General features: G+C 68.2%; 14 protein-coding genes, 1 tRNA gene and 1 pseudogene. 14 read left to right on the top strand and 2 right to left on the bottom strand.

Annotated features, from left to right (window positions below; genetic code table 11):
• The first annotated feature begins 50 nt into the window (after positions 1-50).
• The 6 genes and pseudogenes from QE388_RS18040 (at position 51) to QE388_RS18015 (ending at position 5,560) form a co-directional block, all read left to right on the top strand.
• Entirely contained in the window at positions 51-1,184 is a 1,134-nt protein-coding gene (locus QE388_RS18040) for a prephenate dehydrogenase (protein ID WP_058594876.1), read from the top strand.
• A complete protein-coding gene (cmk, locus tag QE388_RS18035; protein WP_307386918.1) occupies positions 1,177-1,914 on the top strand; it encodes a (d)CMP kinase in 738 nt (245 codons plus the stop codon). The genes QE388_RS18040 and cmk overlap by 8 nt, the downstream gene beginning before the upstream one ends.
• On the top strand, positions 1,904-3,427 hold the full coding sequence (gene der / locus QE388_RS18030; protein ID WP_058594874.1) for a ribosome biogenesis GTPase Der: 1,524 nt from the start codon (positions 1,904-1,906) through the stop codon (positions 3,425-3,427). The genes cmk and der overlap by 11 nt, the downstream gene beginning before the upstream one ends.
• A gap of 175 nt (positions 3,428-3,602) precedes the next feature.
• Positions 3,603-3,818: pseudogene (locus tag QE388_RS18025) on the top strand (DUF805 domain-containing protein); the annotation flags it as partial.
• A gap of 94 nt (positions 3,819-3,912) precedes the next feature.
• Positions 3,913-4,047: a DUF805 domain-containing protein gene (locus QE388_RS18020; protein WP_307386915.1), complete on the top strand. Its 135-nt coding sequence runs from the start codon at positions 3,913-3,915 to the stop codon at positions 4,045-4,047.
• Between the two features lie 610 nt (positions 4,048-4,657).
• On the top strand, positions 4,658-5,560 hold the full coding sequence (locus QE388_RS18015; RefSeq protein WP_307386913.1) for an NUDIX domain-containing protein: 903 nt from the start codon (positions 4,658-4,660) through the stop codon (positions 5,558-5,560).
• 178 nt (positions 5,561-5,738) lie between these two features.
• Here the strand turns inward: QE388_RS18015 and QE388_RS18010 are convergent, their stop codons facing one another.
• Together QE388_RS18010 and QE388_RS18005 are read right to left on the bottom strand one after the other, a co-directional pair.
• On the bottom strand, positions 5,739-6,122 hold the full coding sequence (locus QE388_RS18010; protein ID WP_307386912.1) for an RNA-binding S4 domain-containing protein: 384 nt from the start codon (positions 6,120-6,122) through the stop codon (positions 5,739-5,741).
• Between the two features lie 42 nt (positions 6,123-6,164).
• Positions 6,165-6,743 (bottom strand): GNAT family N-acetyltransferase, encoded by a 579-nt coding sequence (locus QE388_RS18005; RefSeq protein WP_275797285.1) that lies wholly within the window; start codon positions 6,741-6,743, stop codon positions 6,165-6,167.
• 243 nt (positions 6,744-6,986) lie between these two features.
• Here QE388_RS18005 and QE388_RS18000 point away from each other — a divergent pair.
• The 8 genes from QE388_RS18000 to QE388_RS17965 all read left to right on the top strand — a co-directional run bounded on the left by QE388_RS18000 (position 6,987) and on the right by QE388_RS17965 (position 15,188).
• Positions 6,987-7,060 (top strand) — tRNA-Pro (locus QE388_RS18000).
• Between the two features lie 130 nt (positions 7,061-7,190).
• Positions 7,191-7,349 (top strand): hypothetical protein, encoded by a 159-nt coding sequence (locus QE388_RS17995; RefSeq protein ID WP_275798562.1) that lies wholly within the window; start codon positions 7,191-7,193, stop codon positions 7,347-7,349.
• Between the two features lie 354 nt (positions 7,350-7,703).
• Complete coding sequence (locus QE388_RS17990) at positions 7,704-8,306, top strand: RNA polymerase sigma factor (RefSeq protein ID WP_307386910.1); 603 nt, start codon at positions 7,704-7,706, stop codon at positions 8,304-8,306.
• Positions 8,281-9,426, top strand: coding sequence for a hypothetical protein (locus tag QE388_RS17985; RefSeq protein ID WP_275798565.1), 1,146 nt, complete (start codon positions 8,281-8,283; stop codon positions 9,424-9,426). Before QE388_RS17990 ends, QE388_RS17985 begins: the two co-directional genes overlap by 26 nt.
• A gap of 116 nt (positions 9,427-9,542) precedes the next feature.
• Positions 9,543-10,466 carry a hypothetical protein gene (locus QE388_RS17980; RefSeq protein ID WP_275798567.1) on the top strand — a complete coding sequence of 308 codons (924 nt, stop codon included), beginning with the start codon at positions 9,543-9,545 and terminating at the stop codon, positions 10,464-10,466.
• Positions 10,467-10,583: 117 nt separating this feature from the next.
• Entirely contained in the window at positions 10,584-11,783 is a 1,200-nt protein-coding gene (locus QE388_RS17975) for a peptidoglycan-binding domain-containing protein (RefSeq protein ID WP_307386908.1), read from the top strand.
• Positions 11,764-13,785, top strand: coding sequence for an ATP-binding cassette domain-containing protein (locus QE388_RS17970; protein ID WP_275798571.1), 2,022 nt, complete (start codon positions 11,764-11,766; stop codon positions 13,783-13,785). Before QE388_RS17975 ends, QE388_RS17970 begins: the two co-directional genes overlap by 20 nt.
• The gene (locus QE388_RS17965; RefSeq protein ID WP_307386906.1) at positions 13,782-15,188 is read left to right on the top strand and encodes a DUF2079 domain-containing protein; all 1,407 of its coding nucleotides are present in this window, start codon (positions 13,782-13,784) and stop codon (positions 15,186-15,188) included. Before QE388_RS17970 ends, QE388_RS17965 begins: the two co-directional genes overlap by 4 nt.
• The last annotated feature ends 9 nt before the right edge of the window (positions 15,189-15,197 follow it).

Raw genomic sequence — 15,197 nt, 5'->3', positions numbered from 1 at the left:
CTCCGGGGCGTCTCGCGGTGCGAGGGGCGCCGCCCAGGGCAGGAGACCCGATGAGCGAACCGAACGGAACGTCCGCGCGCGCGGCCGGGCCTTTGGCGACCCGCACGAGCGGCACCGTCCGCGTCGTCGGCTCGGGCCTGCTCGGTGCGAGCATCGGTCACGCGCTCACCGCGCGCGGGGTCGACGTCGTGCTCGTCGACGCCTCTCCCTCGCAGCTGCGCCTCGCGATCGACTACGGCGCCGGCCGCGCCGAGCGCCCCGACGACCGGCCGTCGCTCATCGTGGTCGCCACGCCGCCCGACGTGATCGCCGATGTCGTGCAGCGTGAGCTGGAGGCGTTCCCGGATGCCGTCGTCACCGACGTCGCGAGCGTGAAGCTCGAGCCGCTGCGGACGCTCCGCGAGCGCGGCGTCGACCTGACCCACTACATCGGCTCGCACCCGATGGCGGGGCGCGAGCGCGGGGGAGCGATCTCGGCCCGCGCCGACATCTTCATCGGACGTCCGTGGGTCGTGTGCCGGGATGCCGAGACCTCCGCGCACGACCTGTCGCTCGTCGAGGGGCTCGCGCTCGATCTCGGCGCGACGCTCATCGAGATGACGCCCGAGGAGCACGACGAGTCCGTCGCGCTCATGTCGCACGTGCCCCAGCTGGTCGCGAGCCTGCTCGCCGGTCGTTTCGTCGAGGCGCCCGACGGATCCCTGCGCCTCGCGGGCCAGGGCGTGCGCGACACGACGCGCATCGCGGCATCCGCTCCCGAACTGTGGGTGCAGATCCTCGGCGCGAACGCGGCACCCGTGGTCGAGGTGCTCGACCAGCTCGCCGCCGACCTGTCCGAGGTCGCCGAGGCGCTGCGCGACCCCGACGTGCCCGGTGCGCGGCGCGCGATCGCCGACACCATCCGCCGCGGTAATGAGGGCGTGGAGCGCCTGCCCGGCAAGCACGGCCAGAACCGCCGTTTCGATACCTTCGTCGTCATGGTCGACGACACCTCCGGCCAGCTGGGTCGCCTCTTCGGCGAACTCGGCGACCTCGACGTCAACGTCGAAGACCTACGCCTCGAGCACTCGCCCGGAGCACCGTTCGGTCTGGCGGAGATCAGCGTCGTCCCCGACGCGGTCCGCCGGGCGGTCGACGGGCTCCAGCAGCGCGGTTGGCGGATTGCGAGCACCACCCATGACTGAATCCCTCCTCAAGCCCGCCTTCGGCGCCCCTGTCGAGGGCTCCTCGGCCGGAGCCCCCGTCGTCGTCGCGATCGACGGCCCCGCCGGAAGCGGCAAGTCGAGCGTGTCGAAGGCCGCGGCCGCGCGTCTCGGCTACGGCTTCCTCGACACCGGCGCCGCCTACCGGGCCCTCGCGTGGCACGCGCTCGAGCACGGCGTCGACACCTCCGACGCCACGGCCGTCCTCGAGGTCTTCGGCGACTTCGACTACGCCATCTCGCTCGACACGACCGACCGCTGGGTGCGCGTCGGTTCCGTCGACGTGACCACCGCGATCCGCGAGCCCCGGGTCACCGACGCCGTGAGCGGGGTCGCGCGTGTCGCCCCCGTGCGGCACGCCGTGAACGAGCTGTTCCGTCGGCTCGTGGCATCCGCCGCTCTTCCGGGTGTCGTCGTCGAGGGACGCGACATCACCACCGTCGTCTTCCCCGATGCGCCGGTGCGGATTCTTCTGACCGCCGCACCCGAGGTGCGCGCCGCCCGGCGCAGCGCCGAGCTCACGACACAGGATGCCGCGGCCGTCGCCGCCGCGCTGCACAAGCGCGACGCGGCGGATTCCACGGTCGTCGACTTCCTCACCGCCGCGCCCGGCGTCGAGGTCGTCGATTCGACCCACCTCGATTTCGAACAGACCGTCGATGCCGTGCTGAGCGTCGTCGACTCCACGATGGGAGCCCGCGATGGGCGTTGAAGACGAGTACGAGGGCGGGCCCGACCAGCTCGCCGAGAAGATGGCCGAGTTGGACGAGGTCCTCGCCGAACAGCGGGCCGAGGCACTGCGCGCGGGCCTGGAGGACTTCGACCTCGACGAGGACGATGCGGCACTGCTCGCCGGTCTCGCCTCGGGCGAGGGAGCGATCGAGTTCCTGCCGGCGCTGCCGGTGGTCGCGATCGTCGGCCGCCCGAACGTCGGCAAGTCGGCGCTCGTGAACCGCATCCTCGGGCGCCGCGAAGCCGTCGTCGAAGACACTCCCGGTGTCACCCGCGACCGCGTCACGTACAAGGCCGAGTGGCTCGACCGCCGCTTCTCGCTCGTCGACACCGGCGGGTGGGAGCCCGACGCGAAGGGCATCGACCGTTCGGTCGCCGCGCAGGCCGAGGTCGCGATCGACCTCGCCGACGTCGTGCTCTTCGTCGTGGATGCCACAGTGGGGGCGACCTCGACCGACGAGCACGTCGTGAAGCTGCTGCGCAAGAGCAAGAAGCCCGTCTTCCTCATCGCCAACAAGGTCGACGACGCCCGCCAGGAGCCCGAGGCCACGGCCCTGTGGAACCTCGGTCTCGGTGAGCCGCACCCCGTTTCGGCGATCCACGGTCGCGGTGTCGCCGACCTGCTCGACGAGCTCATGAAGGTGCTTCCCGACGTCTCGGCCGTCGCGAAGTACGAGATCGGCGGGCCGCGCCGCGTCGCGATCCTCGGTCGCCCGAACGTCGGCAAGTCGTCGCTGCTGAACAAGGCCGCGGGTGAGGAGCGCGTCGTCGTGAACGAGCTCGCGGGCACCACACGTGACCCGGTGGACGAGGTCGTCGAGCTCGGCGGCAAGCTCTGGACGCTCGTCGACACCGCCGGCATCCGTCGCCGCGTGCACCTGTCGCAGGGCGCCGACTTCTACGCGTCGCTTCGCACCTCGACGGCGCTGGAGAAGTCCGAGGTGGCCGTCGTCGTGCTCGACGTCTCGCAGCCGATCAGCGTGCAGGACCTCAACATCATCGACCTCGTGCTCGAGTCGGGTCGTGCGCTCGTGCTGGCGTTCAACAAGTGGGACCGACTCAACGACGACGACATGGAGAACCAGGACCGTCGCCGCTACCTCGAGCGCGAGATCGAGCAGGACCTGGCGCACGTCGCGTGGGCTCCGCGCGTGAACATCTCGGCCCGCACCGGCCGTCACCTCGACAAGCTCGTGCCCGCGCTCGAGACGGCGCTGGAGTCGTGGGACACCCGCATCCCCACCGGCAAGTTCAACGCGTTCCTGTCGGAGCTCGTCGCCGAGCACCCGCACCCGCTCCGCGGCGGCAAGCAGCCCCGCATCCTGTTCGGCACGCAGGCGGCGACGCGTCCGCCGACATTCGTGCTGTTCACGACCGGGTTCCTCGACCCGGGCTACCGCCGGTTCATCCAGCGGCGCCTGCGCGAAATCTACGGTTTCGAGGGCACGCCGATCGTGCTGAACATGCGCATCCGCGAGAAGCGCCAGCGCTGATTCGCCTCGAGAGCGCCCCGGTTGCCGTTGCGGTGGCCGGGGCGTTCTGTCATTGTTCGCGAAACAAACACGCGATCTCTCACAGAAACCTCCCAGGAATGGATACGCTGCATCAGCGGTGGGCTACAGGGTCCGCCCGCGTGCGGCACGTCGGCCGCTGACAAGGGGGATCTCCATGACCAATCTGCAGGCCGAACCGGCACTCGATCAGCCGTACTACGGAGCGCCGTTCGGTGCGGCCGTGCGCCGCATCTTCAAGAAGTACGCGACGTTCACCGGTCGCGCGAGCCGCAGCGAGTACTGGTGGTGGATCCTCGCGAACGGCCTCGTCGTCCTCGTGCTCAACGTGCTCGCGGCCGTGACGGGCGGGGTCACCACGGGCCCGTACGGCGAGGTGCAGCTCGCCGGTGGGATCGGTGTGATCTTCGTCGTGCTGTCGGTGATCTGGGGCCTGGCGACGATCGGTCCCGCACATCGCGGTTCTCGTGCGCCGCCTGCACGACACCAACCGCAGCGGCTTCTGGGCGTTCATCTACTTCGTGCCGCTCGTCGGGCCGATCATCCTGTTCGTCTTCACGCTGCTGGGCTCGAAGCCCGAGGGTGCGCGGTTCGACCGCTGACCTTTGTCTTCGCGTGCCCCGGCCCCGATTGCGGGGGTCGGGGCACGCGGCTGTTCCGGTGCCGTGGGGCCCGTGGTGCGGGGCGGGCCGTTGGGCTGCGGTGGGTTGTCGGGTGTCGGTGGGCGTTGCGGTGGTGGTGCGGGGTGGGCCGTCGGGCGGAGTCGGTGGGGGACACGCCGTTTCCGGTGACGTGGGGTCGGCGTGTCGGCATCCGGATCCGCGTGACGGCTCGGGGGTGGGCGGTTCGGCGGGCCGTCGGGCGGAGCCGGGGGCGTTGCGGTGGTGGTGCGGGGCGGGCCGTCGGGCGGAGTCGGTGGGGGACACGCCGTTCCGGATGCCGTGGGGTCGGCGTGTCGGCATCCGGATCCGCGGGACGGCTCGGGCGCGGGTGGTTCGGCGGGCCGTCGGGCGGAGCCGGGGGCGTTGCGGTGGCGGCGGTTGGTGGGCCGTTAGGCGGAGTCGGTGGGGGACACGCCGTTCCGGATGCCGTGGGGTCGGCGTGTCGGCATCCGGATCCGCGTGACGGCTCGGGGGTGGCTCGGCGCGGGAGTGCGGCGCCATGAGTCGTCCGGCTGACCCGGGCGCGCCGAGGTGTGCCAGGCTGGACGAGATGACGATCGAGCCTCCCGCGCCGGGTGAACCGCGGCGCCCGCACGGTCCCCGCGACCCCGGGGATGCGTGGGTCGTCGCGCCGACGGGGGAGAGGTACTGGGGGCGCTTCGGGGCTGCCGGTCTGCTCGCCCTCGACGCCGAGCGGGGCGTGCTGCTGCAGCACCGCGTGTCGTGGAGTCACTTCGGCGACACCTGGGCTCTCCCCGGCGGGGCGCGCCACGAGAACGAGTCGGCGCGCGACGGAGCGTTGCGCGAGTCGGGCGAAGAGGCCGGCGTCCCCGAGGACGCCGTGCAGGCACGTTTCGAGAGCGTGCTCGATCTCGGTATCTGGACGTACACGACCCTCGTCGCCGACGTCACCGCGCCTTTCGAGCCCGTCATCAGCGATCCCGAGAGCGTGGCGCTCGAGTGGGTGCCGGTCGACGAGGTCGCCTCGCGTCCGCTGCACCCGGGCTTCGCCGCGGCGTGGCCGGCGTTGCGCGCGGCGCTTTCCGTGCGCCCCGCGGTGGTGGTCGATGTCGCGAACGTCGTGGGGTCGGTGCCCGACGGCTGGTGGAAGGACCGCGCCGGCGCGGCCGGGCGACTGCTCACCCGCCTCTCGGCGCTCGCGTCCGAGGGAATGGATGCCGAGTCCCTCGGCCTTTCCGCCACGCGCTGGTTCCCGTTCGTTGCGGCGGTGCTGGAGGGCGAGGCGCGTGCGACGGACGTCGACCACGAACTGGTCGCGGTGTGGCGGGCCAGCGGGTCGGGCGATGACGAGATCGTGCGCGTGACGTCGAAGCTCGTCGGGTCGTGGGACCCGGTGATCGTGGTGACGAGCGACCGCGGATTGGCGGAACGCGTGCAGGCGCTGGGGGCGTCGGTGCGCGGGACGCGGTGGTTGCTGGATCAGCTCGGCTGAAGCGCGACGGAACCGGGGTGGCTGGGCTCGTCGGAGCCGCCTGACGACGTGGGGGTCTCGGTCCCTTCGACGGGCTCAGGGACCTGGGGTGGCTGAGGTGGGGGTTTCGGTCCCGTGCATGGGATCGGGGACCTGGCGAGCTGGCTGAGCTTGTCGAAGCCACCGGTCGCTCCACTGATCAGTCGAGGTCGCGGCCGCGCAGCTTCTCGATGTCGCGGCGATCGCGCTTGGTCGGGCGGCCCGCGCCGCGGTCGCGTACGGGAACGAACGGCATGCTCTCGCGCGGTGGGGGTGGGGGAGTGCGGTCGTCGAGGGCCTCGGTGACGAGGGCGGCCCCGACGCGCTTCGAGATCGTCTTCTTGACGACGAGGATGCGGTCGAACCCTTGGATCCGCACGCGGAGTTCGTCGCCGGGCCGAACCGGCTGCGCGGCCTTCGCGCGTTCGCCGTTGACGCGGACGTGACCGGCGCGGCACGCGGTGGTGGCCGCGGAGCGCGTCTTGTAGACCCGGACCGCCCACAGCCAGGCGTCGACGCGCGCGGTGGGCGTGGCATCCGTCATGTCAGGTCCTTCGTCGGCGAACCTCCATCGTAGGACGGGCGCTCAGTCGTGCAGCGTGAGCGCGACGAGGGCGCGGTCGGGTTTGGGGCGATCGACGACGTCGAAGCCGGCGGCCTCGAAGACCGAGACGGTGCCGCGGAAGAGCTGGTTCGACGACCGCTTCGCGGCGTTCGGATCGAGCGGGTACCCCTCGACGACGCGCGCCCCGCCGTCGCGGGCGGCGGAGACGGCGGCATCCAGGAGCTGGCCGGTGAGACCCCTGCCGCGGTGTTCTGTGCGGACGACGAAGCACGAGACGGCCCACACATCGTCGGCGTCGAGCGGCTCCGTGGTCGAGGCCGTGACGTCGCGGGTTCGGGCGAGGCGCGGTTGGGCGGTGCGGGGTCCTACCCGCACCCAACCAGCGGGTTCGCCGTCGACATATGCGATGAGTCCGGGCGGGCGGCCGTCGCTGAATTCGGCGCGGAAGAGCTCGGTGCGTTCGGCGACGGATGCCTCTTTCCACGGGCCGTTGGGGAGGAGCCACCACTGGCACTGGCATTCCGGGCCGTCGCCGCTGTCGAGAGCGACCTCGGCGTCGTCGAAGCGGTCACCGGTCGCGGGGAGGATCTCGATGCTCATGCGGCGACCGTAGCGAGGGGGTCCGACACCGGCAAGGGATTGCCGGGCGCTCGGCCTCTGGGAGCGGGTCGGCCCCGCGCGCACCGCCCGAGGCGGCTTGTTCCTGCATCGCCGGGCTCTGCCCACACGCCGGGGTGCGGTTGGCTTCACACTTCGCGGGCATGCGCACACGCCCGGGCTGCGGCCGGTTCGCGGCACGGTCGCGGAGCGGCTAATATAGGGGAGTTGCCCGCTCGCGGGCGACGGGATGTGGCGCAGCTTGGTAGCGCACTTGACTGGGGGTCAAGGGGTCGCAGGTTCAAATCCTGTCATCCCGACAGAAATGGGCCGGAATCCTGCGGGATTCCGGCCCATCGTCGTTGTTGGATCGTCGGCGGATACCGGCTCCCAGGACTTCTCCGCTAGCTGGTGAAGTGAGCTGCCGGTGACGCCGATGCGGCTCGCGTGATGGACGGTCTGGACGGTGAGAAGGTCGCCGAGCGGGCTGTGGAGATTGTGATCGGTGACTTCGTCGTGATCGATGAAGACTTGTCTGAAGATAGCCTGGTTGAGTCTTCGTCGGACTTCGTCGCTGGCGTGGCGGTAGCAGTCGGCGACCTCCGTTGACAGTCGTGCTGCAAATCTGCTCGCTCAAGCTTGGGGCGATGCTGCCAGGAATTGGTGAGCAGTGGGCCGGAGGCAAACGTGCGGACGCCGGGGACGAGCGCGTAAGTCGAACGACTTCGACAGGGGAGTTGGGCGTCGCGATGCCTTCGCGCACACGTCCGGCGGAGGGCGTTCGACGCGACGTTTCGCTCATTCTCGTCAGGCCTCACCCTCATGCGATTGCGCTGTGCACGGACTCAGCGCTTCCGAGTCAGGGCCGGTAAGCGACTACTCAGTGTCGGTCCGTCTGCTCCGGCGACGGCCGCCGTTGGAAAAAACTTTGAAGGGGCCGCGCGTGGAACAGGAATATCTAATGTGAGCAGCGACAGCGAGATCCTCAGACGCGCCGAGCGATCTCCCCACGCGTTCGCTGAGGTCTTCGATCGGCATGCGGGCGCGGTGGAGTCGTTCCTGCGGCGACGGCTCGGAGCTGATGCTGCCGAGGATGCGCTGAGCGACACCTTCCTGATCGCCTTTCGGCGGCGGGCGACGTTTGATCATGCGTGGGAGTCGGCGCGCCCGTGGCTGTTGGGGATCGCCGCCCGGGTCGCGGCGAAGCACCGGGTCGCGGAAGCACGTCACTGGCGCGCGGTAGAAGCGGCTGCGGGGCGGGGAGAGATGACCACGGGCGGCGGGATCGAGGAGGCCACCGGACGGTTGGACGCGGCGGCCGCTATCCGTGCTCTCGCGCCCCGGATCGCTGCCTTGTCGCGAAAGGAGCGCGACACGCTGCTCCTGCACGCATGGTCGGGTCTGACGCCCGAGCAGATCGCGCAGGCGCTGAACGTACCCGTGGGCACGGTGTGGTCCCGACTTCATCGCATCCGACACAAACTCGCGGCCTCAGGTGCGTCCGCTGCCCAGCTGAGATGGAAGGGAAGGGACACCGACGATGGAAATGTTCGAGCTGGTGCGTGACATTGAGAACACGCCGGATTCCACAGCGCCGGCGCGCATTGCCCGGTCGCGTACTCGTGTGGTGGCAGGGCTGGATGGGCGTGGGAGACACCGCGTCCACTCCCGCTGGGGGTGGAGTGGTGTCGCCGGATTGGGTGGCCTGGCTGTTGCGGCCGCCGCAGCGGCCATCGTCATCGTCGGCACGGCGGCTCCTATCGTCGTGCAGCCGCCGTCCGCCGCTGCCGAAGTTCTCAACGCTGCCGCCGACGTGGTGATTACCGGTGCTGACCCCACGATCGGACCGGGTCAGTATCTGAGGATCCGCGAAACGTACGAACGAGTGTCCCTGTGGGACGCCGATGCGGCGACGTCAGACCCCGTAGCGGGTTTCACCCGGTCGACACTCCTTGACGCCGAGGGCGCCGTCCGTGCGCGCGGGATCCGGGACCTGTATGTGCCTGCCAACCGTGCCCAGGACTGGATCCTGGATGACCGGGCCAAGAACGAGGTGATCAATGTGTGGGGGGACCCGCGCAGCAGGGATGCCTACGACCAGATGGCGACGGACGCTCCCGGCCGCGACGAGGATCCTGACGGCATCACGATCCTTCCGAGGGGGCTTTACGACAGCACACCCAAGGTGACGCCTTCCCCTAACGAGTCGGGCGACAACACGACTCTGCCCACATCGATGGACGATGAGTTCTACGACCGGTTCCGTCTGTATTACGACGACATGCCCAGAGACCCGGCGCAGCTGCTCGCCTGGTATCGAGATCACCTCACCACCTCTTCGGACGACTGGTACGTGTTCCAGGCCATCGGTCAGGGGCTGGGCACCAACCTCATGCCCAGTGACCTCCGTGCAGCATCTCTCCGCGCTCTCGGCCTGCTCAGCAATGTCGAGGTCGCCGCCACGACCGGAACCATCGCCACTCTCGCACTGCCGACACCGCTCGATAGTGGTGGCGAGTTCGGAGACCTTCTGGTTTCGGAGCTCGACATCGACACGAGCAGCGGCCAGGTCGTCGGAATCCGGGAAACCTACCCTCACCGGTCGACAGCTCTCCTCCCCTCCGGCGTGCCATGGACCTCTTCGCAGATCACGATCACTGTCGTCGACGGTGCCCCTACCCCCTGATGCCCAGATCGATCCGACAGTCGCCATTCGCGAGTAGCCGACGCTGCGTCACCCAAGAGAAAGTAGGAACACAGATGTCCTTTCGACAGAGGCAGAAGCAAGCCCGACCCCGCACGATGATGATTCTGCTGTCGGTGCTCGTCAGCGCGGCGGTGCTCGCCGGGTGCTCGTCAGAGCCGACCGCTTCCGGTCTCACCGACCCGAACGCGGCCTGGCAAGGTGGGGCGACGGAGGCCTCTGCTGCACCGAACTCGTCACAGTCGGGCGTAAAGAACATCGCCGGGTGGGCGCTGCCTCTGGATGAGTTCGTGCCAGAGTTCAGCAACCTCGACAACTACGCGGAGCAACTCCTTCTCGCATCCTGCCTCAGCCAGAAGAACATCGCGTGGCCCGTGCCGTGGCAGGACATCGATGAGCCAACGTCTCCGGTGTTCAATCCGACGGGCCGTCGATTGTTCAATCTCGAGATCGCCAAGAAGTACGGTTTCCGGACGAACCTCGCCCCGTCGAAGAGCGCTCAACTGTGGGAGACGTTCCTCACCTATCAGCCAACGGAGCCGGGGTTCCAGGACGCTTTCGATACGTGCCTTGATGGCATCCGCGCGGAGCATCCCCTCGTCAGCAGTGAGGACACGATGTTCGTCAACGCGCTCATCGCCCAGATTCAGGAACAGGCCTTCCAAGATTCCGCGGTGCAGGAGGCTGCCGGCCGATGGCGGTCGTGTATGGAACCGCAGGGATTGGGGCAGCTTCCAGAGAACCCGAACGAGTTCCCAAGTCTGGAGCTGCAGGGCGAACTCGGCGCGGTGCCCCCGGTGAAGACAGTCGAACCGTCCGCACGTGAACTCGATGTCGCCGTCGCACACGCTACCTGCCTGGATTCGAGCGGGTTCTCCGCCGCGATGTACGAAAAAGAATGGGAGTTGCAGGAGACGGCGATCGAGCGTGAGCGAACGAAGCTCGATGCCATCCGGGACGCAGTCCAAGCCCGTCAGGCCGCAGTGAAAGAGATCATCGCCGCGAACGCACCGAAGGCCTGATACGTGGCGATGAAAGCATCGACCACGAACGTTATCCCTAGAGCGGAAAGCGCAACACGTTCCAAAGGCCCAGGTGTACTTCGGTGGAGACGGACGCTGCTCATCGGAGGTGCGGTCATGGCTGTGGTGGCCTTGGTAGTCGCAACCTGGGTGCTCGCTACCGTCTTCGAGTCTCCCGAGCAACGGGAAGCAAACGCCGCCGCTCCAGCGCCGCAACCAGTATTCGCTGCGGTCACGACAGGCGTCCTTGCCGACACTCGTTCGTACTCCGGGACGATCGCGTATAGCGATGAGGTCGGGTTTACGCTCCCGGCCGGGGCTGAGGCGATGCGCAGTATCGTCACGGGCAGAGCGGTCACCGCCGGCGGCACGGTCGGCTCGGGTGATGTGCTGACAGAAGTGAACACGCGACCGGTCTTCCTCGTCGCTTCGCCGTTCGACTTCTTTCGTGACATCGGCTTCGGTGACGACGGGGCAGACGTCCGCGTGCTCCAGGAGGCTCTCGTCGGTCGCGGCTACCTCGGCAGCGCGGACGGCAAGTACGGTGGCGACACGGCGCGTGCGGTGGCGCACTGGTACCGCGATGCCGGGTACGAGGCTCCGACCAAGCAGCGATCGGAAACCGGCACTGACACCACGAGCGCCGATGCATCCGGGACAAGGGGCTCGTCCGATCCTGTAGCACCATCTCAGTCCTCGGGTTCGGAGACTGCTGGGGGGACATCGAATCCGGCACCGAAACCCGTGCTCGATGCTTTCGTGCCTCTCAGTGAGCTGCTGGCCGTGCCGTCCCTTCCCGCAACGGTCGTCACAGCGCTCGCGGTCGGCACGCACGTCGCGGGGAAGACCACCGACATAACTCTCGGTGCGACCGAGCTCATCGTCCGTGCCGAGGCGCCTACAGCCGATACGACGGGACTCGCTCCCGGCGATCCGGTGACCGTCGTCGCCGGCACCGACAAGGTAGACGGCGTCCTCGCGCGGGTCGAGAATCGTCCGGCCGCCGACGACGGGACGCCGCAACCGAGCGTGCTCGAGGTGTCATTCGAGAAAGACGCATCCGTGTTGGCCTCTCACCGTGGGGAGGCAGTCACGGTCACGGTGCAGGACGCGGTCGTTGCGGGGGAGTCCCTCATCGTGCCCACCGCAGCGGTCGTGGGGCGCGGCGAGAAGCAAGGTGTTGTCGTGAAGCGGCAGGATGACGGGTCTCTCGTTGAGGTGCCCTTGACCGTGGATGGTTCCCTACGGGGGATGACGGCGGTGACTCCGGATGACAAGGCGGCGTTAGTTGAGGGTGATGATGTCCGGGTCGGGTGACGAATCGGTACCGCTTCTGGAGATCCGGCACCTTTCGCGGCGGTACTCGTCCCCGCGGGCGCCGGACGTCGTCGCTCTGGACGATGTGAATCTGCAGATTGAGCAGGGCGAGTTCGTCGCGATCGTGGGACCTTCCGGGGGTGGGAAGTCGACTCTGCTGAACATGCTCGGACTGCTCGACTTCCCCGACGAGGGTGAGTACTTACTCGATGGGGTGCCGGTGCCCCCGCGGGAGGGAACTGAGTCGTCGCGCATCCGCAGCACGGAGTTCGCGTTCATCTTCCAGTCTTTCCATCTGCTTCAGAGCAGACCGGTGCGGGACAGCGTGGAACTCGGGCTGATGTATCGGGGCGTCATAGCGCGCAACGCCCCCGCGACATCCGCACTGGAACGGGTGGGCCTCGCGGACAGAGCGGAAGAGCGAGCATCTCACCTATCCGGTGGGCAGCAGCAGCGAGTGGCTATTGCCCGTGCGATCGCATCGAGTGCTCGGATCATTTTCGCCGACGAGCCGACCGGCAATCTCGACAGCGAGAACGCGCAGACCATCATCTCCGAACTACACGCGCTGAACCGAGCCGGCACGACCGTGATCGTCGTGACCCACTCCGAAGACGTCGCCGCCGCCGCGCACCGGCAGCTGCACATCCAAGATGGACGGCTCGTCTCCGACACTCGGCACAGGCAACTCCCGCACACATCGACCGCGGTGGTCCCCGCACCTACGCAAGCTGTCGCAGACGTGCGTCCCGTCGCCTCAAGTTCGCCCACCTCGTCCTTCACCGTGCTGCTGGACGGTGCACACAAGGACGCGACAGAAGAGGACGAAACCGGACAGAGGCCCGCCCGTCCACGATTGCGGACGCGCGATGTCCTCCGCGATGCGTGGCGGTCGGTGCGGTCACGTCCCGCACAGACAGTCGCGCTCGGCCTGGCCGTGTCGATCGCCGTCGCGCTGACTCTGACGACGCTGGGCATCTCCACCTCCGCGGGCGCGCAGGTCTCCTCGGCCTTCGACGCGCAGCTCAACCGTGAGGTCACCGCGACCTGGGACAACGATCCACACTCGAGCGCCGCTGCCCTCGCCGACGTGCCTGAGCGGACAGAGAAGCTCGCCGGTGTCGATGCGGCCGCTGCCCTCGCGGACTTCGACCCGGTCACCGTCACCGGAGTGTCCGAAGGCCGCGCGATCCAGCCACACACCTACGCCGGAGACATCGAAGCCGCGGCCCGCCTCACGATTCGGCAGCCGGCATGGCGGACCCCAGGTCCCCTCGCGCCGAACGAGGTGTTCATCGGGTCACAGCTCGCCACACTCCTCGAACTCAGCCCGCTCGATAGCGGACCGATCGTCACCATCAACCACCGCGCATTCCAAGTCGCGGGGATCATCGAGCAATCCCCGAGACTGCCGCTCCTGAAAGGCGAGATACTCCTCGCCGACAACGCGCCCGGGCTCGACAGCCCAAAGACGATCAGCGCAGTGCTGCTCACCTCCGCCGGCGCGGCACAGCAGGTCGCCCGACAAACACCCATCGCCATAAACTCCTACGCCCCCGAGACGGTGACCGTCCAAGCGCCCACCGACGCCACCGGACTGCGGGTCACCGTCGAACAGGGCGTACAGGCCACCCTCATTGCTTTCTCGATCCTCGCGATCGTCGTTGCTATCGCCGCGCTCTCCAACGCAATGCTGCTCGCCGTCACAGCCCGCCGCGGCGAGATAGGCATGCGCAAGGCACTGGGAGCCCGCAGCAGTCACGTCGCTTGGCTGCTTGCAGGAGAGTCCGCCTATATCGGCGCGGCGGGCGGAATACTCGGGCTCGCCATCGGCATCCTCGCAATCCTCGTCATCACACTCATCCAGAAGTGGACACCCGTGTTCGATCTCCGCCTTGGCCCCCTCGCTGTCGTTGCCGGCACGCTGATCGGCATCCTCGGCGGAGTCATGGCCGCCGCCCGCGCCGCCAAGATCCGCCCCTCCGACACCCTGCGCCAATGAGCTTGGATACGCTCACCTCCGCGCCACCGGCGAGCCCGCGCCCGAAAGTCGAGTGGATTGCCCCGATCAGCGTCGCCGCGGTCGTGACGGCGGCGTACGTGATGTTCGCGGCGTGGCAGTGGAACCGAATCGTGGTGAAGTCGTGGGACCTCGGTATCTTCACGCAGTTGCTGCAGAGCTACGCGCGGTTCCAGCCGCCGATCGTGAACATCAAAGGCGACGGATTCAATCTCCTTGGTGACCACTTCCATCCGCTGCTGGTCCTGCTCACACCGGTGTTCGCGATCTTTCCGCACGCGTTCACGCTGCTGGTGATCCAGGCTGTCTGCTTCGGAGTCTCCGCGGGAATGCTGACAGCAGTATCGTCCCGCCGACTGGGCACACGTGTCGGCGGAATGCTGCTGGGAGTGGCGTTCGGGTTGAGCTGGGGGCTGCAGTACGCCGCTGAGGCACAGTTTCATGAGATCGCGCTTGCTGTCCCTCTTCTTACCTGCGCGCTGAGCGCCATCTTGGAGCGGCGATGGCAGGCTGCGGCGATGTGGGCGGTGCCGCTGGTCTTTGTGAAGGAGGACCTCGGTCTCACCGTGATGGTGATCGGCCTGCTCGTCGCTCGTCTCTCCCGCAACCGGCGGTACCTGTGGCTGGCCGTGTGGGGGGTGGGATGGTCTGCCATAGCGATGCTTTTCGTCCTGCCGGCGCTCAACCCCAACGGTGCCTGGGCCTACGCCGCGAACGCCAACCCCACCGGGCTCCTGGCCGACGCCGAGAGCTGGTTCGACCCAGCGAAGGGCCACACTCTCACACTCGTGCTCGTCACCACCGCCGGATTCCTCCTACGATCACCGCTCGCCCTCATCCTTCTTCCGACGCTCGCCTGGCGGCTCTTGTCGACCAACCCTGGTTACTGGGGGCCAACCTGGCACTACAGCGCCGTGCTCATGCCCATCGCGTTCGCCGTCGTCATCGACGGCATCCAGCGTGCATCCTCCAGCGAATGGGCTTGGCTGCGCTCCTACGCTCGGCACGGCGCGGCCGTCGCGATCACCGTCTCGATGATGCTGCTCCCGCAGCAACCCCTGGCCGATATGATCACCGCCGACGCGTGGAAACCGGTGGATCGCGCTGATGCCGCGGCCAAAATCCTCAAGAGCATCCCCGACGGGGCAAGCGTCGAGAGCGACATCGGACTCATGAACTACGTCGTCGACGACCACGACGTCTACTGGATCGGCAACCCCAATCCCGCGGCCGACTGCATTCTGATCGATCGCGCTGCCGGCGGCACCCCAAACGAATGGGGCGATGTTCTCAGTGTCGGCCGTCGTCTCCATCCCACGGCTCACTACGCGATCATCGAGCACGTCGAGGACTACCAACTCGCTTGCAAAAGCGCTCTGCACTGATCCGACTTG

This window comes from Microbacterium sp. SORGH_AS_0969 (genome assembly GCF_030818255.1).
Taxonomy (GTDB): domain Bacteria; phylum Actinomycetota; class Actinomycetes; order Actinomycetales; family Microbacteriaceae; genus Microbacterium.
Note: the sequence above shows the minus strand (reverse complement) of the source record. Positions and strands in the feature narration are given on the sequence as shown.

What these genes read in the sequence shown, in the direction of transcription:
- QE388_RS18040 (WP_058594876.1), top strand. Translation starts at nt 51, where the DNA reads ATGAGCGAACCGAACGGAACGTCCGCGCGCGCGGCCGGGCCTTTGGCG.
- cmk (WP_307386918.1), top strand. Translation starts at nt 1,177, where the DNA reads ATGACTGAATCCCTCCTCAAGCCCGCCTTCGGCGCCCCTGTCGAGGGC.
- der (WP_058594874.1), top strand. Translation starts at nt 1,904, where the DNA reads ATGGGCGTTGAAGACGAGTACGAGGGCGGGCCCGACCAGCTCGCCGAG.
- QE388_RS18015 (WP_307386913.1), top strand. Translation starts at nt 4,658, where the DNA reads ATGACGATCGAGCCTCCCGCGCCGGGTGAACCGCGGCGCCCGCACGGT.
- QE388_RS18010 (WP_307386912.1), bottom strand. Translation starts at nt 6,122, where the DNA reads ATGACGGATGCCACGCCCACCGCGCGCGTCGACGCCTGGCTGTGGGCG.
- QE388_RS18005 (WP_275797285.1), bottom strand. Translation starts at nt 6,743, where the DNA reads ATGAGCATCGAGATCCTCCCCGCGACCGGTGACCGCTTCGACGACGCC.
- QE388_RS17995 (WP_275798562.1), top strand. Translation starts at nt 7,191, where the DNA reads ATGGACGGTCTGGACGGTGAGAAGGTCGCCGAGCGGGCTGTGGAGATT.
- QE388_RS17985 (WP_275798565.1), top strand. Translation starts at nt 8,281, where the DNA reads ATGGAAATGTTCGAGCTGGTGCGTGACATTGAGAACACGCCGGATTCC.
- QE388_RS17980 (WP_275798567.1), top strand. Translation starts at nt 9,543, where the DNA reads ATGATGATTCTGCTGTCGGTGCTCGTCAGCGCGGCGGTGCTCGCCGGG.
- QE388_RS17975 (WP_307386908.1), top strand. Translation starts at nt 10,584, where the DNA reads ATGGCTGTGGTGGCCTTGGTAGTCGCAACCTGGGTGCTCGCTACCGTC.
- QE388_RS17970 (WP_275798571.1), top strand. Translation starts at nt 11,764, where the DNA reads ATGATGTCCGGGTCGGGTGACGAATCGGTACCGCTTCTGGAGATCCGG.
- QE388_RS17965 (WP_307386906.1), top strand. Translation starts at nt 13,782, where the DNA reads ATGAGCTTGGATACGCTCACCTCCGCGCCACCGGCGAGCCCGCGCCCG.